Origin of the sequence: Dongia sp., assembly GCF_041909655.1 — a bacterium.
Classification (GTDB): domain Bacteria; phylum Pseudomonadota; class Alphaproteobacteria; order Dongiales; family Dongiaceae; genus Dongia.
The window spans coordinates 25,078-44,435 of record NZ_JAYRDA010000012.1; the positions used below are offsets into that span (position 1 = coordinate 25,078).

At 61.6% G+C, this 19,358-nt stretch carries 18 protein-coding genes; 7 read left to right on the plus strand and 11 right to left on the minus strand.

What is annotated here, in order from left to right; all coding sequences use genetic code 11:
- Position 1: 1 nt before the first annotated feature.
- Both argS and bmt read right to left on the minus strand, forming a co-directional pair.
- Positions 2 to 1,765 (minus strand): arginine--tRNA ligase, encoded by a 1,764-nt coding sequence (argS, locus tag ACE3PR_RS18775; protein WP_374375172.1) that lies wholly within the window; start codon positions 1,763 to 1,765, stop codon positions 2 to 4.
- A 133-nt stretch (positions 1,766 to 1,898) separates the two neighbouring features.
- A complete protein-coding gene (gene bmt / locus ACE3PR_RS18780) occupies positions 1,899 to 2,948 on the minus strand; it encodes a betaine--homocysteine S-methyltransferase (RefSeq protein WP_374375173.1) in 1,050 nt (349 codons plus the stop codon).
- Between the two features lie 117 nt (positions 2,949 to 3,065).
- Here bmt and ACE3PR_RS18785 point away from each other — a divergent pair, with 117 nt between their 5' ends.
- Entirely contained in the window at positions 3,066 to 3,734 is a 669-nt protein-coding gene (locus ACE3PR_RS18785; protein ID WP_374375174.1) for a gamma-glutamylcyclotransferase, read from the plus strand.
- Here the strand turns inward: ACE3PR_RS18785 and ACE3PR_RS18790 are convergent.
- Positions 3,724 to 4,191 (minus strand): Lrp/AsnC family transcriptional regulator, encoded by a 468-nt coding sequence (locus ACE3PR_RS18790; protein WP_374375176.1) that lies wholly within the window; start codon positions 4,189 to 4,191, stop codon positions 3,724 to 3,726. The genes ACE3PR_RS18785 and ACE3PR_RS18790 overlap by 11 nt on opposite strands.
- A gap of 130 nt (positions 4,192 to 4,321) precedes the next feature.
- Between ACE3PR_RS18790 and phhA the strand changes: the two genes are divergently transcribed.
- Positions 4,322 to 5,197, plus strand: coding sequence for a phenylalanine 4-monooxygenase (gene phhA / locus ACE3PR_RS18795; protein WP_374375179.1), 876 nt, complete (start codon positions 4,322 to 4,324; stop codon positions 5,195 to 5,197).
- A 6-nt stretch (positions 5,198 to 5,203) separates the two neighbouring features.
- Here the strand turns inward: phhA and ACE3PR_RS18800 are convergent, their stop codons facing one another.
- Positions 5,204 to 5,977: a ferredoxin--NADP reductase gene (locus tag ACE3PR_RS18800; protein WP_374375182.1), complete on the minus strand. Its 774-nt coding sequence runs from the start codon at positions 5,975 to 5,977 to the stop codon at positions 5,204 to 5,206.
- A gap of 271 nt (positions 5,978 to 6,248) precedes the next feature.
- Between ACE3PR_RS18800 and ACE3PR_RS18805 the strand changes: the two genes are divergently transcribed.
- Together ACE3PR_RS18805 and ACE3PR_RS18810 are read left to right on the plus strand one after the other, a co-directional pair.
- Positions 6,249 to 6,836, plus strand: a complete 588-nt coding sequence (locus tag ACE3PR_RS18805; protein WP_374375184.1) for a hypothetical protein — start codon at positions 6,249 to 6,251, stop codon at positions 6,834 to 6,836.
- A 156-nt stretch (positions 6,837 to 6,992) separates the two neighbouring features.
- On the plus strand, positions 6,993 to 7,448 hold the full coding sequence (locus ACE3PR_RS18810) for a hypothetical protein (protein WP_374375186.1): 456 nt from the start codon (positions 6,993 to 6,995) through the stop codon (positions 7,446 to 7,448).
- On the opposite strand, the gene ACE3PR_RS18815 is transcribed toward ACE3PR_RS18810, so the two are convergent.
- From ACE3PR_RS18815 to ACE3PR_RS18825, 3 genes are all read right to left on the minus strand, one after another.
- The gene (locus ACE3PR_RS18815; protein ID WP_374375188.1) at positions 7,432 to 8,310 is read right to left on the minus strand and encodes an alpha/beta hydrolase; all 879 of its coding nucleotides are present in this window, start codon (positions 8,308 to 8,310) and stop codon (positions 7,432 to 7,434) included. The two genes, ACE3PR_RS18810 and ACE3PR_RS18815, sit on opposite strands and share 17 nt — an antisense overlap.
- A 228-nt stretch (positions 8,311 to 8,538) precedes the next feature.
- On the minus strand, positions 8,539 to 9,432 hold the full coding sequence (locus ACE3PR_RS18820) for a hypothetical protein (RefSeq protein WP_374375190.1): 894 nt from the start codon (positions 9,430 to 9,432) through the stop codon (positions 8,539 to 8,541).
- A 148-nt stretch (positions 9,433 to 9,580) separates the two neighbouring features.
- Positions 9,581 to 12,142 carry an FAD-dependent oxidoreductase gene (locus tag ACE3PR_RS18825; RefSeq protein ID WP_374375193.1) on the minus strand — a complete coding sequence of 854 codons (2,562 nt, stop codon included), beginning with the start codon at positions 12,140 to 12,142 and terminating at the stop codon, positions 9,581 to 9,583.
- Positions 12,143 to 12,456: 314 nt separating this feature from the next.
- Between ACE3PR_RS18825 and ACE3PR_RS18830 the strand changes: the two genes are divergently transcribed.
- Together ACE3PR_RS18830 and ACE3PR_RS18835 are read left to right on the plus strand one after the other, a co-directional pair.
- Positions 12,457 to 14,034 carry a trimethylamine methyltransferase family protein gene (locus ACE3PR_RS18830; RefSeq protein WP_374375196.1) on the plus strand — a complete coding sequence of 526 codons (1,578 nt, stop codon included), beginning with the start codon at positions 12,457 to 12,459 and terminating at the stop codon, positions 14,032 to 14,034.
- Between the two features lie 178 nt (positions 14,035 to 14,212).
- Positions 14,213 to 15,766, plus strand: coding sequence for a phospholipase D family protein (locus ACE3PR_RS18835; RefSeq protein WP_374375198.1), 1,554 nt, complete (start codon positions 14,213 to 14,215; stop codon positions 15,764 to 15,766).
- Between the two features lie 15 nt (positions 15,767 to 15,781).
- Here ACE3PR_RS18835 and ACE3PR_RS18840 read toward each other — a convergent pair whose 3' ends face one another.
- The 3 genes from ACE3PR_RS18840 to ACE3PR_RS18850 form a co-directional block, all read right to left on the minus strand.
- Complete coding sequence (locus tag ACE3PR_RS18840; RefSeq protein ID WP_374375200.1) at positions 15,782 to 16,312, minus strand: PAS domain-containing protein; 531 nt, start codon at positions 16,310 to 16,312, stop codon at positions 15,782 to 15,784.
- 188 nt (positions 16,313 to 16,500) lie between these two features.
- Positions 16,501 to 17,271 (minus strand): sulfite exporter TauE/SafE family protein, encoded by a 771-nt coding sequence (locus ACE3PR_RS18845; protein WP_374375202.1) that lies wholly within the window; start codon positions 17,269 to 17,271, stop codon positions 16,501 to 16,503.
- Between the two features lie 8 nt (positions 17,272 to 17,279).
- Complete coding sequence (locus ACE3PR_RS18850; protein WP_374375205.1) at positions 17,280 to 17,852, minus strand: septation protein A; 573 nt, start codon at positions 17,850 to 17,852, stop codon at positions 17,280 to 17,282.
- Between the two features lie 92 nt (positions 17,853 to 17,944).
- Between ACE3PR_RS18850 and can the strand changes: the two genes are divergently transcribed.
- On the plus strand, positions 17,945 to 18,616 hold the full coding sequence (can, locus tag ACE3PR_RS18855) for a carbonate dehydratase (protein WP_374375208.1): 672 nt from the start codon (positions 17,945 to 17,947) through the stop codon (positions 18,614 to 18,616).
- A 183-nt stretch (positions 18,617 to 18,799) separates the two neighbouring features.
- On the opposite strand, the gene ACE3PR_RS18860 is transcribed toward can, so the two are convergent.
- Positions 18,800 to 19,264 carry a hypothetical protein gene (locus tag ACE3PR_RS18860; protein ID WP_374375210.1) on the minus strand — a complete coding sequence of 155 codons (465 nt, stop codon included), beginning with the start codon at positions 19,262 to 19,264 and terminating at the stop codon, positions 18,800 to 18,802.
- Positions 19,265 to 19,358: the final 94 nt, after the last annotated feature.

Below are 19,358 nucleotides of genomic sequence, written 5' to 3' on the forward strand. Positions count from 1 at the left end.
CTTACATCCGCTCAGGCGTCGCGATGCCGAGGAGATCGAGGCAGAGCTCCAATTCTTTCAACACCAGTTCGGCCAAGGCGAGGCGCGATGAACGCTTCGCTTCATCCTTCTCCGAAAGCATGTGGAAGGCGTTGTAATAGGTGCTGAAGACCTGGGCGAGGTTGAAGGCGAAATCGGCGATGCGGTTGGGCGCCAATTCCTTGTAGGCATCGGCGATGGCGTCCGGCATCTGCCCCAGCATCAGCATCAGATCGCGCTCGCCTTCCTCCGGCGGAAGAATGGCGCCCGGCTTGAAACCCTGCGCTTCCGCCTTCTTCAAGAGCGACTTCACGCGCACGGCGGCGTAGAGGAGATAGGGTCCGGTCTTCCCCTCGAAGCGCGAGAAACGGTCGAGGTCGAAGACGTAATTGGCGATGGGGTTGTTGGAGAGGTCGGCGAATTTCAAGGCCGCGACGCCCACCTTCTTTGCGATGTCGTCGCGTTCCTCGGCGCTGTAATCGGCGCCGAGACCGTGTTCGGTCAGCTTCGCCATCGCTTCGGCCGACATCATCTGGATGAGGTCGTCGAGGCGCATGACGCCGCCGGCGCGCGTCTTGAACGGCTTGCCGTCCGTGCCGTTCATGGTGCCGTAGCCGAGGTGGAACATGGTCGATTTGCCGTTGATCCCGGCTTTCACCGCGGCGCGGAACACCTGCAGGAAATGCAGGCCCTGGCGGTGATCGACCACATAGATGATGCGGTCCGGGTTCTGGCAATTGACACGGTCGATGATGGTCGCGAGATCCGTCGTCGCATACATCGCGGCACCGTCGGATTTGATCAGGATCAGCGGCGGGATGTCCTGCTTGTCGGTCTCTTCCTTCACGGGAATGATGAGGGCGCCCTTGTCCTCGATGGCGATGCCCTTGGCCTTCATTTCCGCGACCATCGGCGGAATGAGATCGTTGACGCAGGCCTCGCCTTTCCAGAGATCGAAGTGGACGCCGAGATTGCCGTAATCGCGCTTCATCGCCGCCACGGAGATGTCGAAGAAATGCTGCCAGACGGCGCGGTAGCCGGGGCGACCCTCTTGGAGTTCCGCGGTCGCAAGGCGTGCGCGCTCGAGCCGCGCCGGGTCGGCTTTGCAATCGCCGGACGCCTTCGGATACATCTCCTCAAGCTCGGCCAAAGTCACCGGGCTCGCCTCGGGATAGGGACCGTTGAAGCCGGGCTTGAAATAGGGAAGGTCGGGCCGCCGGATTTCCAGTTCCGAAATCAGCATGCCCATCTGCAGGCCCCAATCGCCCATATGGACGTCGCCCACGGTCGTGTCGCCGACGAATTTGAAAATGCGCCGGATGGCATCGCCGATGATCGCGGCGCGCAAATGCCCCACATGCATGGGCTTGGCGATGTTCGGCCCGCCGTAATCCAGCACCACCATCTCCGGCTTCTGCTTCACCGGCTGGCCGAGGCGCGCATCACCCGCGACACGGTTCATCGCCTGGGCGAGATATTCGTCCGTTACCGAGAGATTGATGAAGCCGGGTCCCGCCAGCGAGACGTCGCGGAAGATCGCTTCGGCGCGCAAGGCTTCCGCCACCTTCTCGGCGATGGCGCGCGGATTCTGCTTTGCCGCCTTCGCGGCCGCGAGCGCCCCGTTGCACTGGAATTGCGCGAGGTCCGGCCGCCCGGAAACGATCACCTGCCCGAAGGCGGGATCCAGCCCCTGGGCCACAAAGGCCTTGGCGGCGATGGCGCTCAATTGGTCGGTAAAGGAGGTCATTTTCGGGTGTTTCTGCTGGGTCTCTGTAAGGTCTCAACCGTCATCCCCGGGCGAAGACCCGGGGATCCACCGCCTAAAGGCAGGAACTGGATGCCCGGGTCAAGCCCGGGCATGACGACAAATGAAGGGGGCGTCAGAACGCCACGTCGCCGCCGCGTTCCCGGCGTCGCTGGCGGCTCGAGACGGCCGGCGCTTCCCCGGACAGGGTCGCGGCAGCACCCGCGGTGAGGGGCCCCAGGCGCGCGATGATGGTCTCGACGCTGGGCGCCGCCCCCGGCTGGTGCTGATCCAGGGATTTCCGCATGGCGACCAGATGCTCCGGCGCGGTGCCGCAGCACCCGCCGACGATGGCCGCCCCCGCATCGCGGGCGAGGCGCACGTAATCGGCCATCAATTCCGGCGTGCCGTTGTACTTGATCTTGTCGTTCTCGAAATAGGGGATGCCGGCATTCCCCTTGGCGATGATCTTGTCACCTGTCCAGCCGCCCGCCTGCGCCGCCGCATGCAACTGCACGATGGTGGCGGTGAGGTCCGAGGCGCCGACGCCGCAATTGGCGCCGTAAGCCACCGGCTGCGGATCGAGCGTATGCACGAAGGCCACGAAATCGGCCGGCGTCAGGCCCATCATGGTGCGGCCATTCGTGTCGAAGCTCATCGTGGTGACGATGGGAAGGCCCGCCGCCGCGGCACCTTTCACGGCCGCCGCCACTTCCTCTTTCGCCGACATGGTCTCGATCCACAGCACGTCGACGCCGCCGGCTTTGAGGGCCAGGGCCTGCTCGCGGAAGGCCGCCACACCGTCTTCTTCCGAGAGGGCACCCAAGGGCTGGAACAATTCGCCGGTCGGGCCCATCGAGCCCGCGACCACGATCTCGCGGCCGCTCCTGTCGGCCACGCGCCGCGCGATCTCGGCCGCGCGCTGGTTGATCTCGACGACGCGGTCTTGCGCATTATGCAGTTTCAGCCGGTAGCGCGTGCCGCCGAAGGAATTGGTGAGGATGATGTCCGATCCCGCATCGACGAAGCTCTGGTGCAAGGCCTCGATCCGGTCGACATGGTCGAAATTCCACATCTCCGGCGCATCGCCCGCCTGCAGGCCGACCTGGAACAGATTGGTGCCGGTGGCCCCATCGGCCATCAGGAACGGCTTCTCGGCCAGGAGCCGCAGGAATCGGTTACTCATTTGAATTTCCTCGGAAAAATAGGCGAAACCTCATATAAAGGTTCCTATATATCTGCTTTCAATCTACGGCTTTATGGCCGCTGCTTCAAGCCAGGAGATTGGCTAATATCGAGGCCCATGACTGATGATTCCACACCCGCCGACAAGCTCTTCGACCCCGCCGAATACTGGCCGGATCAGCCCGCTCCCGGCTGGCTGACGGATGCCGAGCGCCAGGCTTCCCTCGACGCCATCCTGGCCGAGCACGAGCCAGGCGCCCCCATCTGGATCTTTGGCTATGGGTCGCTGCTCTGGCGCCCCGCCTTCCAATCCGTCGAACAGAAACTCGCGACCCTCATCGGCTATCACCGCCGCTTCTGCCTCGTCATGAAACGCTTCCGCGGCACCGAGGAATGCCCGGGTCTGATGCTGGCTCTGGATCGCGGCGGGCTTTGCCGCGGCATGGCCTTCCGCCTCGACGCCGCGAGCGCGGAGACCGATCTCAAGGGCCTCTGGAAACGCGAGATGGTGACCGGCGGCTACCGCCCGCGCTGGTCGCGGCTGAAAACGGCCGAGGGTCCCTTGCGCGCCATTACCTTCGTCGCCAATCGCGGCAACGACCGCTATCTCAAACCACATTCGATGGATTACGCCGCCGAGATGATCGCCCGCGCCTGCGGCCCGGTGGGCTCCAACGCCGAATACCTCCATGCGACCCACGAACATCTCTTGGGGCTCGGCATCAGCGACCGCGGCCTCGCGCAACTGGATCGTCTGGTGCGCGCGAAGGGATGCGTCACCCGCTGAGCGGCACGGCGCTCTCGGCTTTCACCACCGAAAGCACGATGCTGGATTGCGTGTCGCGGATGCCGGGCAGGCGCAAAAGTGCTCGCGTGGTGAAGTCGCTCAAACTGTCCAGATCGGCCGTCATGACATGGATCAGGAAATCGCTGCTGCCCGTGACGGCGTAGCAGGCAACCACTTCCGGGCGGCGTAGCAGAGCGGCCTGGAATTCCGCCACCACCGTTTCCGTGTGATCGCCGAGGCGCACCTGCACGAAGGCCTGCAAGCCGCAGCCGACCTTCTTCGGATCGAGCCGCGCGTGATAGCCGCGGATATAGCCCTCATCCTCCAGGCGCTTGAGGCGCCGCGCGCAGGGTGTGGGGGAGAGGCCGATCTCGGCGGCAAGGTCCGTGGTCGAGATCCGGCCGTCCCGCTGCAATACCCGCAGCATTTTCACATCCATCGCATCGAGATCGCCCATGGATAAATCTCCCTCATATTTCGAGATATATTAGCGGATTTCGCCAATATTGTCGCCTATGCAGGCGAAATTGGCGACATCCACTCAGGGATCGGTGGGATCATATGTGGGCGAACTGAGGAGTCCCGCCATGCTGAACACGGCCCACCGGAACGATGCCGCGACCTGGATCGCCACTCAGGAAAAGTTGCGCGGCGATTACACAGGCTGTGCGCCCGATTTCACCATCGCCCAGGACATGGCCGCCTATACGCCCGCCCAGCACGATCTCTGGCGCCGCCTCTACCGGCGGCAATCCGCCGTGGCGCGGCAGCATGCGGCACAGGCCTTCATCGACGGCATGCGTCATCTCGATCTCGCCGCCGACGGAATCCCTGATTTCGATCTGGCAAGCCAGCGCCTCCGCGCACTCACCGATTGGGAGATCGTCGCTGTGCCCGGCCTCATTCCCGACGACGCCTTCTTCCGTCATTTGGCGGCACGGCGTTTTCCGGTGACCGTCTGGCTGCGCGAGGAACACGAGATCGACTATCTCGTCGAGCCCGACGTGTTCCACGATTTCTTCGGTCACCTGCCGCTGCTCACGCAGCCGGTCTTCGCCGATTATCTCCAGGAATATGGCCGCAAGGGCGAGGAGGCGATGGCGCTGGGCGCCACCAAAATCCTGGCGCGGCTCTTCTGGTACATGGTCGAGTTCGGCCTCATCCGGGAAGAGGGGGCCGTGAAAGCCTATGGCGCCGGCATGCTCTCCTCGGCGACGGAAACCGAATACAGCGTCACCTCACCGAAACCCAACCGCCTGCGCTTCGATCTCGCGCGCGTCATGGGCACCGATTTCCGCATCGACGCGTTCCAGGAAACCTATTTCGTGCTGGAAAGCTATGACGAGCTCTTTAGCGCAATGGCGCAGGACTTTGCGCCGCTCTACCGGCGCCTCCTCGATACTCCGCCGATCCCGGCCCGGAATATCCGCGCCGGCGATCACATCATCAATGTCGCGGCGTAAGCGCGCTTACTGCTCGGCGAAGGCCTTCTCGATCACGTAATGGCCGGGCTGGGCGACGCTGCCTTCCGAGAAGCCACGCGTCTCGAACAGCGGGCGGAGATCGGCCAGCATGGCGGGTGAGCCGCACAGCATGACGCGGTCTTCTTCCGCGTTGAGCTGCGGCAGGCCGATATCGTCGAAAAGTTTCCCGCTCTCGATGAGATGCGTGATGCGGCCATTATGCTTGAAGGGCTCGCGCGTCACGGTCGGGTAATAGATCAGCTTCTCGCGCGCCAACTCGCCGATCAGCTCATGGGCCGGCAATTCCTTTTCCAGGAAATCGGCATAGGCGAGTTCGTTGGCATGGCGCACGCCATGGACCAGGATGATCTTCTCGTACTGGTCATAAACTTCCGGATCCTTCACCAGGCTCATGAACGGGGCGAGGCCCGTGCCGGTGCCCAGCAGATAGAGATGCTTGCCCGGCAGCAGATTGGTGGGCAGCAAGGTGCCGGTGGCCTTGCGGCCGACCAGGATCTTGTCGCCGGTCTTCAGATGCTGAAGGCGCGAGGTGAGGGGGCCGTCCGGCACCTTGATGGACAGGAATTCCAGCATGTCCTCATAAGCCGCACTCGCGATCGAATAGGCGCGCAGCAGCGGCTTCCCGTTCACTTCGAGGCCGATCATGGTGAACTGGCCGCTGGCGAAGCGGAAGGCGGGGTCCCGGGTCGTCTTGAAGGTAAACAGCCGGTCCGTCCAGTGATGCACGTCGGTGACTTCCGCCTGCAGCAAATTGCTCATGATCTGGGTCTCTTACCTTTGGCTCTTCACATCAAAACAGCGCACCGACCCTAACCGGCCGGGGTGGATAACGCAGCGCAGCATAAAGCCGCGGACCGGGCTGTCTAACCGGGAAGCGGCGCGATTTCAATCACCCATGACATTGGATTCCCACGGCAAAAACTGTGGATTGCCCGTGCCAGGATCGACATTGTTCTTGTCTATTGCGAATGAGTTGCAACTGCAATAGAAAAACCACTCGGGTGAGATCGCAAGAGGGAAACTGGCTGAGATGGCGCGTTCAGGTATCAACTCCTTGTCTTTGGCCGAAAAAGAAGGGGAGGGGCAGCCGCGCCGCCTGCTCCTCAATCTCGACCGGGCCGAACGCTGGCTGGTCCGCGCCATCCGTCTCTGGGCGCAGAGGCGGCAGATGCCGGCGGGGGCGCCGGGCAACGCGGGTCGTGTTGAGGATTGGAGGGTTGCGTTTTTGGCATCCCTGGAGCCGGCGCAATCGCGCTTGGGCCACCCCATCCAGCGCCGGGTTCAGGTGATCGATTCCGCCCTCGACGATGCCCTGGCCGATCTAAACGCCTGCCTCGGCATCCTCGCCGCGGCGCCCGACAAGACCTGGCGCTTTCACCATCCCGGCTGTCTCGGCCTTGATGGCGACGAAATGCTGATGCTGGATTTCCTGCGCCTCGCCGCCGACGGCGAACTCACCGCCGCCCAGACGCTCCTGCGCAGCCAGCTCCCCGCCCCCTGCGGTCCCAACCGCGCCGAACGCGCGCTCCGCTATCTCACCCAGGCCGTCGCCACCCTCGGCGAAATGGGCCTCACCTTTCCCCACCGCACCGGCGACGAGCACAGCGCGCTGCATTGAGGGTGCCACACCTCTATGACGTCATGCCCGGACTTGATCCGGGCATCCACTGCCACGCCACGCGCTCTCGCGGGCTGCGGAGTACCCTGCCCATTAACGGAATTTTATCTCATCCCTCGCTTCCATAGTCGCAACAAACAAACGACAGGAAGCGTGATGACCACAGAACAAATGACAGGAAACCCAGCGTCCGAATGGTCAATGAGCGACGAACGAGAGTTCATGGAGAATCTGCTGAATCAACGCTTCAACTTCTTCATGCTGGTTTTTGCGATCGTGATTGGCAGCGCGGTACAGGTTAAGGAGCAGCTACATTTGCAATTGCTACTGAGCGTGGGAGCGATCCTGCTCATGATGTTCCTGCCGACGCTTTATCGAGCACAGGTCAAGCTCGACAAGATCATCTGGATTCTCAAGAAAAGATCTAAAGAGTCGGGCAAATTGCATCCGGTTACCGAAGTAGACAAAGAGCTGATCGAGGATGGGCACTGCAACTGGAGTGTCCGCCGCTATATCGGCTTTTACATCCCGACCGTCTGCACTCTGATGATGTTGGCTGGGATGGGCACAGCTTGGCTCGGAATACTGCAAATTTCTAGTTCCCCGCAATGAACCCCGCGATCTCGCTCAGCGACGCGCGCGCTTCCGGCATGTCGATGTAATACTCGAACACATGCCACATGCCTTCCCAGACGCGGAGCTCGCACGCGATCCCGGCCTGCCGCATCTTTGTGGAGAGCCGCGCACAATCGGAGAGGAACAGATCGCGTGTCCCCGTGGTGATCTGCGTCTTGGGAAAGCCCTGCGGGAAATCGGCATAGAGCGGCGAGAGCAGCGGATCGGCGAGGTCGCGTCCATGCGCATAGGCCTTCGCCGCCGGCTCCAGCGTCGCCGCGTAATCCAGCCAGGGATCGATCCCCTGCAACGTTCTGATCGTGTCGCCGGTCGCGGTGAGATCCGACCAGGGCGAGAGCAGCACCAGTTTCTTCGGCAATGCGAGGCCCGCTTGCGCCGCAGCCATCATCAATGAGAGAGCCAGGCCCGCCCCGGCGGATTCCCCCATCACGGTCACGGCGTTCGCGCCATGCGCGGCGATGAGCGCCCGATAGCTCGCCAGCGCATCTTCAAGCGCTGCCGGATAGGGATGCTCCGGCGCCAGCCGGTAGGCGGGGGCATAAACACGGCAGCCCGCCTCGTCGGCGATCGTCGCCGTGATGCAGAGATCCTCCTCGGGCGATCCCTGCACATAGCCGCCGCCGAAGAAATAGAGCACGACATCCTTGGAGCGCGTTTCCTTCGGCGACACCACCTGCGCCCGCACGCCACCCAGCTCAACGTCTTCCGTGACCCCACCCAACTTCGCGCACCATTTCACCCCCTGCGGCGCATAAAGTGCATAAGTCTCCTTCCGCCGCTGCTGCAACGAAGCAAGATCCGTCGGCCGCGCCATGATCTCGGGGGCTGCGTTGAGCATCGTCCGCGCACGGCGGCTGATGGAAGCGGGGCGGGGAAACGGCGCGGGGGCATGGTGCGTTCCTTCATCTAAGCCTGCCCCAAGTTGTGCCTGCCCCAAGTTGTCATGGTCCGCGCAGGCGGATCATCCACGAGTTTGTTGGTAAATGAGACGGGTGGATTTCGTCTTGATGTTGGAAGAGTGAACATCTTGGAAGGATAGTGAATTCTCAAACTGACGGATTTCTCATCAGTATGCTTCCCTCCAGGTTCGAACTGCATCCCTGTACTGCTTCCGGGTCATTCCGTGAGAAACATAGCGGCTATACAGGAATCGAAGTACCATCGTGGGATTGAAACCAGAACTGCGATCTGACAGCAAGGAATCAGATTCTCCTCGAAAGACTGCCTTCATTTCCGCAGGCCAGACACCGAGAGAGGCGAAGGAATAGAACGCGGCGCAGCGAACATGTGCGGCGCTATCGACCGTATCGGCCAGCAGAAGTGATGCCTCTATGACATTATCTCGATGTATTATTCTGCCTAGGCAGTAGCCCTCCGAAGCTCGTTCACTGAGCCTCTTGAACTCCTTTATAATCTCAATCTCTGCATGGTCCGAAGCATAGGTCAGGTGCAGAAGAATCCGCTCAATATCGCCCAAATCCTCTTCGGAGTGTGGGTATACGACGACTAAATCTGCAGCCGCCCGCTTTGCACAAGGCGGAAGGTCATCTAAATCGTCAGCAATTCGTACTTGGCACCAAGCGACATCAACCCCAGCTGTGGCCGCGGTTTCCATTTGGAGACGCAAATCCCGACTGACCACTCTCTCGCTTGTGTTGGGAGATTCTATCGTGAGGAAGAGGAGTCGGTCCTTCCTCCAGCGAATGAAGGAGGCCTCTTCCGTGTCGGGAGACGGAAGTACAGAAAGGCCTCTGCCTTGCGATGTTGCTGAGACTACATAGTCGATGAACGCGTCGAGATTAGACCCGGTAAGGTCGTTGTGATCAGATTGCGCCGATGCCGATGTTGCACCCAGAAACAATACCGCGGCGGCAAGTAAGCCAATAGCATGGAAGAATCGGAGCATGCTATTGCGGAGTTCATTCACAGGCGGTCGTGATCGCTCGATTTTGGCACTCATCACCAACGCGTCCCCAGAGTCGTTAGGGGGTTCATGCTACAAGCAACAACAGCGTGAGACATCCCATTTTTTCACAATTAAGCGGCTGATAAAAACGCCCCGGTTTTTCAACCGGGGCGTTTCGCATTCAAGACCTAAAGACCAGACCTCACGTCCGCGGCTTCAGATTCTCCGGGTCGTAGAGCGGCTTGTAGCCGATCGAAACGACCTCCACCGGATAGGTCTCGCCGAAATATTCGACGATGAGCTTGCGGCCCTCCTGGCAGTACGACCAGGGGAGATAGGCAAGCGCGATGTTCTTGCCGATCGTGGGGCCGTAGGCGATCGAGGTGGTGAAGGAGCGGCGGCCGAGTTCGTCGACCAGGGTCTCGCCGGTCGCCGGATCCATCACGGGGAGGATGCCGACGGGATAGCGGGCGACACCCTTCTTGTCGATGTTGTCGGTCATCACCAGCGTACAGAGCATGGCCGGCTGGTTGGCGCGCGCCTTGTATTCGAGGTGCTTCGCCTTGCCGCGGAAATCGGCTTCCTTGACCTTCGGCCGCGCGAGATCCGCCTCGATGAGGTTGTATTCGGTGAGGAGATCGGCGTTCTGGAGGCGCAGGCTCTTCTCCATGCGGCGGGAGTTCGCGTAGGTCTCGACGCCGAAGGCCATGACACCGGTCGAGCGCAGGGCGTCCCAGACGGCAAGGCCGTCCTCGTATTTCATGTGGAGTTCCCAGCCCTGCTCGCCGACATAGGAGATGCGGAAGGCGGTGACGTTTTTGCCGCCGATCTGGATCTGCTTGATCGCGGCAAAGGGGAAGGCTGCCGGTTCGAGGCCCGCCGGGTCCGCGACCACCTTCTGCAACGTGACGCGGGCATTGGGGCCCCAGATGCCGATGGTGATGAATTTCGACGTGACGTCGGTCACGGTGACGTTGTAGCCCTTGTCCTCGGCCACGCGGCGAACATAGTGGAAATCGCGCGGGCCGGCATCGGCGCCGTCGATGAGGCGGATACGATCGGCCATGCGGATCACGGTGAAATCCGCGCGCACCATGCCCTCGTCATCGAGGAAATGGGTGTAGATGCCCTTGCCGATATTGGCATCGCCGCCGATCTTTGCAGCACACAGCCATTCCATCAGCTCGACATGGTCCGGGCCTTCGATATCGAACATGGCGAAATGCGACAGGTTGACGATGCCGCAATCCTCGCTCATGGCGAGGTGTTCGGCATTGGAGACGCGCCAGAAATGGCGGTTGTCCCATTCATTCGCGCGCACCGGCACGCGGTTGCCGTATTTCTCGAGGAGATGCTCGTTGGCCTTGTAGCCATGGGCGCGTTCCCAGCCGCCCAGTTCCATGAAATAGCCGCCCAATTCCTTCTCGCGCTCATGGAAGGGCGAGCGGCGGACATTGCGGCCGGTATCGTAGGGTTCGCGCGGATGAACCGCGGGGTTGTAGATCTTGCGCGCCGCCTCGCCGCAGCGGCCTTCGATGAACTTCTCGTCGAATTGATGCGGGTAGAAGCGGGCGAAATCGATCTTGTTGTGGTCGATCGGCGTGCGCCCGTCGGTCATCCAATCGGCGATGAGCTTGCCCATGCCGGGGCCGTCCTTCACCCAGATGCCGACCGCATACCACAGGCCGCGCACCTTCTGGCTTTCGCCGATCGAGGGGCCGCCATCGGTGGTCACCTGGAGGAGGCCGTTGAACGAGCGCTTCTCTTCATAGCCAAGCTCGGCCAGGATCGGCGTCAGCTCGATCGCGCGCTCCAGCGGCTCGATGATCTGCTCCATGTCGAGATCGCGCTGCGAGGGCGAGAGGCGTGCCTGTTCCTTTTCGAGGAGATCGCGCGGATGGCAGAGGCGCGGATTCTTCTCCTCGTAATAGCCCCATTCGATCATGCCGCCTTCCGAGGTCTTGGGATCCCCGGTATCGCGCATATAGGCGGAATTCCCCTGGTCGCGCAGCAGCGGCCAGCCGATCTCCTTCCCCGTATTCGCGAACTCGTTATAGGGGCCGAAGAAGCAGAGCGGATGATCGACCGGCATGACGGGGAGATCCTCGCCCGCCATTTCCGCGATGAGGCGGCCCCAGAGGCCGGCGCAGACCACCACGTAATCGGCCATGATGGTGCCGCGATCGGTGACGACACCCTTGATGCGGCCATTCTCGATCACCAGCGACTTCGCCGGCGTGTTGGTGAAGATCTTCAGCTTGCCGGCGGCTTCCGCCTGGTTGACCAGCTTGCCGGCGACCGTCTGCGAGCGCGGGATGACGAGGCCGGCATCGGGGTCCCAGAGACCGCCTTGCACCTTGTCTTCCTCGATGAGCGGGAACTTCTTCTTGATCTCGGCCGGATCGACCAGGCGGGCGCGGGTGCCGAAGGCCTTGGCGGAGGCGACCTTGCGCTTGATCTCGTCCATGCGGCCGTCATCGCCGACGCGCGCCACTTCCAACCCGCCGATGCGCTCGTAATGGCCCATCTTGTCGTAGAAATCGATCGAATAGAGCGAGGACCAGCAGGACAGGAAATCATGGCTGGTCATGTAGCAGAAATCGGAAGCGTGGGCGGTCGAGCCGATATCGGTGGGGACGCCCGATTTGTCGATGCCGACGATGTCGTCCCAGCCGCGCTCGATCAGGTGATGGGCGACCGACGCGCCCACAATGCCGCCAAGGCCGATGATGACGACCTTAGCCTTTGCCGGAAACTCTGCCATATCCCGTGACTCCGAAATGGTAATTTGGCCCGAATATAGCCGGGCCGGGGCCAGCTTGCCGCCTGTTTGCGACATTAGCAAAATGCGGCGCGACACGAACCGGCCGAACCGGTGTCCGGCGGCTGAAAAGACGGCGCAAACTGGACAATTCGCCGCATTGCGCCGCAATATCAAGGTTTTCCGGGATGGCGCGTTTGGCGCGATCTGGTGAGGGCTTGTCGCCCTGTCGCTAGAGCGCGCTGGCCTATCGGGGCGAAATGGCAGACGATTTTGTCATCCTGCCATTAGATTGATTCACCGGAAAGGCACCTATCATGTCCAGTGCGGAACAGATCCCAGAAGCCGTCGAAGGCCAGCCCGTTACCGGGCGCCGGACGCGCGGCGGCGCCGATGCGCGCCGGGCCCTGCGCCAGAAGCCGACCATCGTCCAGAACCCCTATATCGTCCGCAAGATTCCGCTGGTGACGGTGCTGGACGAAGAGGGCCTTGCCATCATCGAACGGAATGCCGACACCATCCTGCAGGAAGTCGGCATCGAATTCCGCGACGAGCCCGAGGCTCTGGAGCTGTGGAAGAAGGCCGGTGCCGACGTTCAGGGGACCCGCATCAAATTCCCGCGCGGCCTTGCCCGTTCGATCATCCAGAAATCGGCGCCCAAGGAATACATCCAATACGCCCGCAACCCGGAACGGAACGTCCAGATCGGCGGCAACGCCACGGTCTTCGCCCCGGTCTATGGCCCGCCCTTCGTGCGCGATCTCGATGGCGGCCGCCGCTATGCCACCATCGCCGACTTCCAGAACTTCGTGAAGCTCGCCTATATGTCGCCCTCGCTCCATCATTCGGGCGGCACGGTCTGCGAGCCGGTCGATCTGCCGGTGAACAAGCGGCATCTCGACATGGTCTACAGCCATATGAAGTTCTCCGATAAGCCGTTCATGGGCTCGGTCACCGCGCCCGAACGCGCCGAGGACACGGTCGAGATGGCGAAGATCCTGTTCGGCGCCGATTTCGTCGCCAAGAACACGGTCATCACCAGCCTCATCAACGCCAATTCGCCGATGGTCTGGGACGGTACCATGCTCGGCGCGATGAAGGTCTATGCCCGCAACATGCAGGCCTGTATTACCACGCCGTTCATTCTCGCCGGCGCGATGAGCCCCGTCACGGCGGCGGGCACGCTCGCCCAGGTCCTGGCCGAGGTTCTCGCCGGTGCCGGCACCTGCCAGCTCTACAATCCCGGCGCGCCGGTGATCTTCGGTGTCTTTGCCTCCTCGATCTCGATGCAATCGGGTGCGCCCACCTTCGGCACGCCGGAACCGACCCTGGTCAGCCTCGCCGCGGCTCAGCTCGCGCGCCGTCTCGGCCTGCCGTTCCGCACCGGCGGCTCGCTCTGCGGCTCCAAGATCGCCGACGCCCAGGCGGCCTATGAAAGCGCCCAGACCCTGCTGCCGACCCTCCAGGCCGGCACCAATTTCGTGCTCCATGGTGCTGGCTGGCTCGAAGGCGGCCTCTCCGCCGGCTACGAGAAGTTCATCATGGATGCCGACCAGCTCGGCATGATGCAGACCCTCGCCAAGGGCATCGATCTCTCCGAGAACGGCCAGGCCCTCGACGCCATCCGCGAAGTCGGCCCCGGCAGCCATTTCCTCGGCTGCGCCCATACCCAGGCGAATTTCGAGACCGCCTTCTACCGCTCGAACATCGCCGACAACAATTCCTACGAACAATGGGAAGCCGAAGGCGCCCTTGATGCTGCCCAGCGTGCCAACAAGATCTTCAAGCGCATGCTGAACGAATACGAAGCCCCGGCCCTCGACCCCGCCATCGACGAGGCGCTGAAGGAATTCATCGCCAAGAAGAAGGCGGCGACACCGGACAGCAATGTCTGATTGAGCAAGCGGAAAGGGCGCCCTTCGAGGCGCCCTTTTTCTTGCCAAACTTCCCAAAAGCAGGCCTGCTTGGCATCGGGCGGCCCGATGCACTAGCATTCCGGCGCGCGTGCATGCCGGGGCGAGTCATCAGCAAGGGGATGTGAATGTCTTCCAGGCCCGAGGGACGATGTTCAGAATGACTCGCATCCCATACCTGCTCAGGGCGCTGTTGCCGGGATTGGGGCTGGCCTTGCTGCTCGGCGCATGCGGCACCACCGTCGACTGGGATTATCCGCGCCAGCCCTCCACGGCCTTTCCGCAACCTGAGACCACCGCGATCGGCGCGCTCTTCCAGGAAGCGGCCGACCGCCATCCCGATCAGTCCGGATTCTCCCTGGTCACGGAAGGCGCCCGCGCCTTCACCGCCCGCCTCGCCATGGCCGATCTCGCCGAGAAGACGCTGGACGCCCAATATTACATCTGGGACGGCGACACCACCGGCCGGATCATGGCCGACCGCTTGATCCGCGCCGCCGATCGCGGCGTCCGCGTGCGCCTGCTGCTCGACGATCACTATCAGAGCGAAGAGGCCGATTTCCGCATCTCCGCCCTCGACACGCATCCCAATATCGAGGTGCGCTTCTTCAACCCGCTCGAAAACCGGCGCTGGCGCAATTGGAGCTTTCTCAGCGATTTCGGTCGCGTCAACCACCGCATGCACAACAAGCTGTTCGTCATGGACAATGCCGTGGGCATCGCCGGCGGCCGCAACATCGCCGATACCTATTTCGGCGTCCGGCCGGATCAGAACTTCCGCGACCTCGATCTGGCGATGACCGGCCCGGTCGTGCGCGATCTTTCGGCCAGTTTCGATCTCTTCTGGAACAGCGAATGGGCCATTCCGGTCGGCGCGGTGGTGGCAGAGCAGGCGAGCGAGAAGGCCTATCAATTCCTCCGGCAGCAGCTTGCCGACCGCATTACCGCCGGCGGCTATCCCTATCCCGTCGAGGAAGAGATCGCCGATCTCCGGGGGCGTCTGGTCGACATCAGGGATGGCCTTGTCTGGGCGCCCGCCCACGTCCTGGTCGAGAATCCCACCCGCGTCGGCGGGGAGGATGCAGGCATGGTGATCACCGAAGCGATCCTGCAAAGGATCGCCACGACCAAACACGAGATGCTGGTTGAATCGCCCTATGTCATCCTGCTCGATCGCGGCATCGAAATCGTGCGGGAACTGGGTGACCGCGGCATCAAGGTGCGGATCCTCACCAATTCCGCGGCCACCAACGATGTCCTCGCGGCACATGCGGGCTATGCCAATATCCGCGAGGACCTGCTGACGGCCGGCGCCGAACTTTATGAATTGCGGCCGGACAGCGATATGAAGCGGAAATGGTCGCTTGCCGCCGGCAAGTCGCGCGCGGCACTTCATTCCAAGGTGCTGGTCTTCGACCGCGAGACGGCATTTCTCGGCAGCTTCAACTTCGATCCGCGCTCGCGTTTCATCAATACCGAGATCGGCATCATGATCGACAGCCCGGAAATCGCGGCGCAGCTCGCCGCCTTCATGGATGAGGGCATCTTGCCCGGCAGCGCCTTTCGCGTCGCGCTGGACGACGACGGCGATCTGGTCTGGACGGCGGAGACCGACGGCAAAGCCATCGCATTCGACACCGATCCCGAAACCACTTTCTGGCAGCGCCGGCTGATCGATGTCGTCGGCCTGCTGCCGATCGACGAACAGCTCTAGCGCCGGGATCGCGCCTTAAACCGCACGCCCGCGGGCCGGCTCGATCATGGTGAAGTCGTCGACGCCCAGGCAATGCGTGATCGTCTCGCCGTCATCGGAAATCGGGAAGCGCGCGAATTCGAAGATGTGGTCGCTGCGATCTTGCCAGTGGATCAGCGACAGGCCGAATTGCGGCTCGGCCAGGTCGATGATGCGCCGATAGGTCTCGTGCGTGTCGTGGATATCCTGCTCGGGCCAGATTTCCATTTCATGGACCCATTTCCCGCGCATCTCGCCGCCATAGAAACGCGCCACCTCCGTACCCACCAGGCGATATTGCACGCCGAACGGCTCGCGGGCGATCGATACCAGCGACAGATACGGAAGGAGGCAGGGACTCAGCGCCAGCGGGTCGATATCGCCGCGCGCCGGATAGAGCTTACCCGCACGCTGCCGCTCCCAATAGGCCTGGGCTGCCTCGATCATCGCCGAACGGCCGGTTGGCGCCGGGAGATACAGCACCTCGCCGTCCCACAAATCCGGATTGTTGTAGAGATGCTCCGACATTCAACCGCGATCGTCGCTTATGCCCGCACACAATTGCCGGGCCGAAAGGCTGGGCATGCAATCATGGCGCCCATGAAAAGTCGACGTTCATTTCTGTGAAGAGCGTCGGACGGAGCTTGCGAATTCGCAGCCTGGATTACACGCTCACAAATGATAAATATAGCAATATCAATTGGTTGTGGTGGGAATTAAGGCGCCATGAAGGCGCGCAGGATGGCGACGACCGCGATCGCCAGCAGGAACAGCAGCGCCACCCGCTGATAGGTCGTGGCACTCGAGCGGTCGAACATCCGGTCGCCGATGACATTGCCCAGCGCCATGACCGGGATCATGAGGAGGGCCAGGACCACCACCTTGAGGTCCATCAGCCCGCCCACACTCTGCATGACGATGCTCCAGGCCGAGATGAAGAAGAAATAGATGAGCAGGCTGGCACGACCCACCGCGACACCTTCGGGTGCCGCCAGGAAGAACAGAATGACCGGTGGACCGCCCATCGCAGTGGCACCATTGAGGAGGCCGGAAAAGACACCGATGCCGAGCTGCGCACTGGTAGGCGGTGTCTTCTTGAAACGATAGCCGCGCCACAGCAGCAGGACCGCGGCCAGCAGCACGCCGCCGATGATGATGCGCATGACATTGGCAGGGAGATAGGTGAGGGCCGCCACACCGAAAGGCGCACCGATGATCGCACCGATCAGCAGCCGCCTGATGGCGGGCCAATTCGCCTGGCCCCAGGCACGGCGCAATTGTTCGGCGCCGGCCACCATGGCCACGATGGGAATGGCGGGCACGATCGCCGCCGGCTCCAGGAACAGGGTGATCACGGGAACCGCGGCGAGGGCAAAGCCGAAACCGGTGAATCCGCGCAGGAACCCCGCCAGGAACACGGTGCCGAAGACCAGCAGCGCCGCCCCGGCGCTCATCGCCGGCATCAGATTGAGAAGGGCGGCCGGCATTTGCTTTGCTAGCTTTTCTCGCCCTCTGGCGCCTCGATCATATACCGCTTCATCAGCGGCATCTGGGCGATCGAGAAAACCATCGTCAATCCCAGAATGCCAAACACCTTGAAGTTGATCCAGAAGTCTTCAGAGAAATTTCGCCAGACAATTTCGTTTAGGATAGCCATGACGGCAAAAAACACAGCGTAGCGCAAAGTGAGTTGTCGCCAGCCTTCTTCACGCATCTGCAGCGCCTCGCCCAAGACATATTGCAGTGTTGGCTTCTTGAGCAGAAATCCGGCAAAGAGCACGATGGAAAAGAAAGCCTGGACGGCTGTTGGCTTCAATTTCACGTATGAATTGTCGTTGAGCAGGAAGGTCAGGCCGCCGAATAGCAGCACCGCCACCGCGGTTACCTTCTGCATCGGCGAGATATGTCGGACAACGATATACCCCAGCACCAGACCGATCACGGTCGAGACCATTAGTGCGCCGGTGGCAACGCGCATGTCATAGAGCTTGAATGAGGCGAAAAAAATGACAAGTGGGCCAAAATCCACAAGGAATTTAAGCCATTTAGGGGCTGGCCGGCTTGTCATCGTCACTTTGATCCTGTTGTTCCATTGCGTTGCGGCATGCTATGCGAGGGCAGTCCTTCTGCCTAGCCCTCCTTGCCGGAAATAAGGCCATCATGACCGACGACGCCGCCAAGAAAACCCATGCTGAGATTTTCTCCCGGAACCGCGCCTGGGCCGAGCGCCAGGTAGCGGCGGATCCCGATTATTTCAACCGCCTGGCCGAACAGCAGGCCCCCAAATATTTCTGGATCGGCTGCTCGGACGCCCGTGTTCCCGCGAACCAGATCCTCGATCTGCCGCCGGGCGAGATCTTCGTCCACCGCAACATCGCCAACCTCGTCTACCACATCGACACCAATTGCCTCTCGGTGCTGGAATTCGCGGTCAACGTGCTGAAGGTCGAGCACATCATCATCTGCGGCCATTACGGCTGTGGTGGTGTGCGTGCCGCCATGGGCAATACCGAGATCGGCCTCATCGACAATTGGCTGCGGCAGATCAAGGACATCTATTCCGCCAACCAGGAATTGCTTGAAGCGGAAGCGAACATGGAGCGCCGCGTCAACATGCTCTGTGAGATGAACGTCCGGCAGCAGGTGCGCAACATCTGCCACACGACCATCGTGCAAAACGCCTGGAAGGCCGGCCAACCCTTGAGCGTCCACGGCTGGGCCTATTCGGTCCGCGACGGCCGTCTCCGCGATCTCGATTTCTGGGCCGACGGCGTCCACGACCTCGACCCCATCTACCAGATGCTCTCCTTCGAAGAGACACCGAGTTTTTGAGCGTCCCACAACGCACCCGTCATCCCCAGGCCTTCTGCGAATGCCGGCATGCGTCGGCGGACCCCATACGACCCTGTTGGCTTTCCGTCCTGACCTGGTTGGAAGCGTATGTCAGTTGGAGGTTATTGATCGTTTCGTTGCTCCGAACCCAAAGCGACCTACGGGCGGCTATCTAAACCAGTATCACGCACCTGTAGGGCAGGGGTAAGCGTCGGCGAGGACCAGGAGGAACACAAGTTTTGGCTCAAGCGTCAATCGTTCCGGATTCTTGGTCGACCAAGCAATTACGGCATGTGCGAGGCGATTGCTATTGTCGTCAATGCTTTCGTCCCAGTTCCATACCGGCCCACCAATACAAAATGGAATCTCGGTCCCATTACCGTCGCGCAGCGACAATGCAGTTCTGGAAGGAACAAAAATGGCGCCAGAAAGAATTGTCCGCTCGCACAACCTGCCTATCTCTTCTTCACCATTGATAAAATCCTGACAACTCGCAGCCAACTCCTCCCCGGTAGCGACATGTGGCGTGAGGTGGTAGGCCCATGCGCCTGTCACAAGGATCAACAAGACCAGCCCCCACTTTCGTCTCTCTGTCACCAGGCCAATGAAGGCGAAGATCAGGCCGAATGCGGTTATCAGCATCAACATGGAGCGGAGAGCCCCCCAAGTGCGAACGTAGAACCGCGCAAATCTACTTTAGGTCGTAATCACGGGCCACATCTATCTTTGGTCGCGTGCAGTC

Bases quoted from the DNA above. Each gene is read 5' to 3' on its own strand.
- ACE3PR_RS18825 (WP_374375193.1), bottom strand. From the start codon at position 12,142: ATGGCAGAGTTTCCGGCAAAGGCTAAGGTCGTCATCATCGGCCTTGGC.
- ACE3PR_RS18820 (WP_374375190.1), bottom strand. From the start codon at position 9,432: ATGAGTGCCAAAATCGAGCGATCACGACCGCCTGTGAATGAACTCCGC.
- bmt (WP_374375173.1), bottom strand. From the start codon at position 2,948: ATGAGTAACCGATTCCTGCGGCTCCTGGCCGAGAAGCCGTTCCTGATG.
- ACE3PR_RS18815 (WP_374375188.1), bottom strand. From the start codon at position 8,310: ATGCTCAACGCAGCCCCCGAGATCATGGCGCGGCCGACGGATCTTGCT.
- ACE3PR_RS18805 (WP_374375184.1), top strand. From the start codon at position 6,249: ATGGCGCGTTCAGGTATCAACTCCTTGTCTTTGGCCGAAAAAGAAGGG.
- ACE3PR_RS18835 (WP_374375198.1), top strand. From the start codon at position 14,213: ATGACTCGCATCCCATACCTGCTCAGGGCGCTGTTGCCGGGATTGGGG.
- phhA (WP_374375179.1), top strand. From the start codon at position 4,322: ATGCTGAACACGGCCCACCGGAACGATGCCGCGACCTGGATCGCCACT.
- ACE3PR_RS18790 (WP_374375176.1), bottom strand. From the start codon at position 4,191: ATGGGCGATCTCGATGCGATGGATGTGAAAATGCTGCGGGTATTGCAG.
- ACE3PR_RS18800 (WP_374375182.1), bottom strand. From the start codon at position 5,977: ATGAGCAATTTGCTGCAGGCGGAAGTCACCGACGTGCATCACTGGACG.
- ACE3PR_RS18830 (WP_374375196.1), top strand. From the start codon at position 12,457: ATGTCCAGTGCGGAACAGATCCCAGAAGCCGTCGAAGGCCAGCCCGTT.
- ACE3PR_RS18850 (WP_374375205.1), bottom strand. From the start codon at position 17,852: ATGACAAGCCGGCCAGCCCCTAAATGGCTTAAATTCCTTGTGGATTTT.
- argS (WP_374375172.1), bottom strand. From the start codon at position 1,765: ATGACCTCCTTTACCGACCAATTGAGCGCCATCGCCGCCAAGGCCTTT.
- ACE3PR_RS18810 (WP_374375186.1), top strand. From the start codon at position 6,993: ATGACCACAGAACAAATGACAGGAAACCCAGCGTCCGAATGGTCAATG.
- ACE3PR_RS18785 (WP_374375174.1), top strand. From the start codon at position 3,066: ATGACTGATGATTCCACACCCGCCGACAAGCTCTTCGACCCCGCCGAA.
- ACE3PR_RS18860 (WP_374375210.1), bottom strand. From the start codon at position 19,264: ATGTTGATGCTGATAACCGCATTCGGCCTGATCTTCGCCTTCATTGGC.
- can (WP_374375208.1), top strand. From the start codon at position 17,945: ATGACCGACGACGCCGCCAAGAAAACCCATGCTGAGATTTTCTCCCGG.
- ACE3PR_RS18845 (WP_374375202.1), bottom strand. From the start codon at position 17,271: ATGCCGGCCGCCCTTCTCAATCTGATGCCGGCGATGAGCGCCGGGGCG.
- ACE3PR_RS18840 (WP_374375200.1), bottom strand. From the start codon at position 16,312: ATGTCGGAGCATCTCTACAACAATCCGGATTTGTGGGACGGCGAGGTG.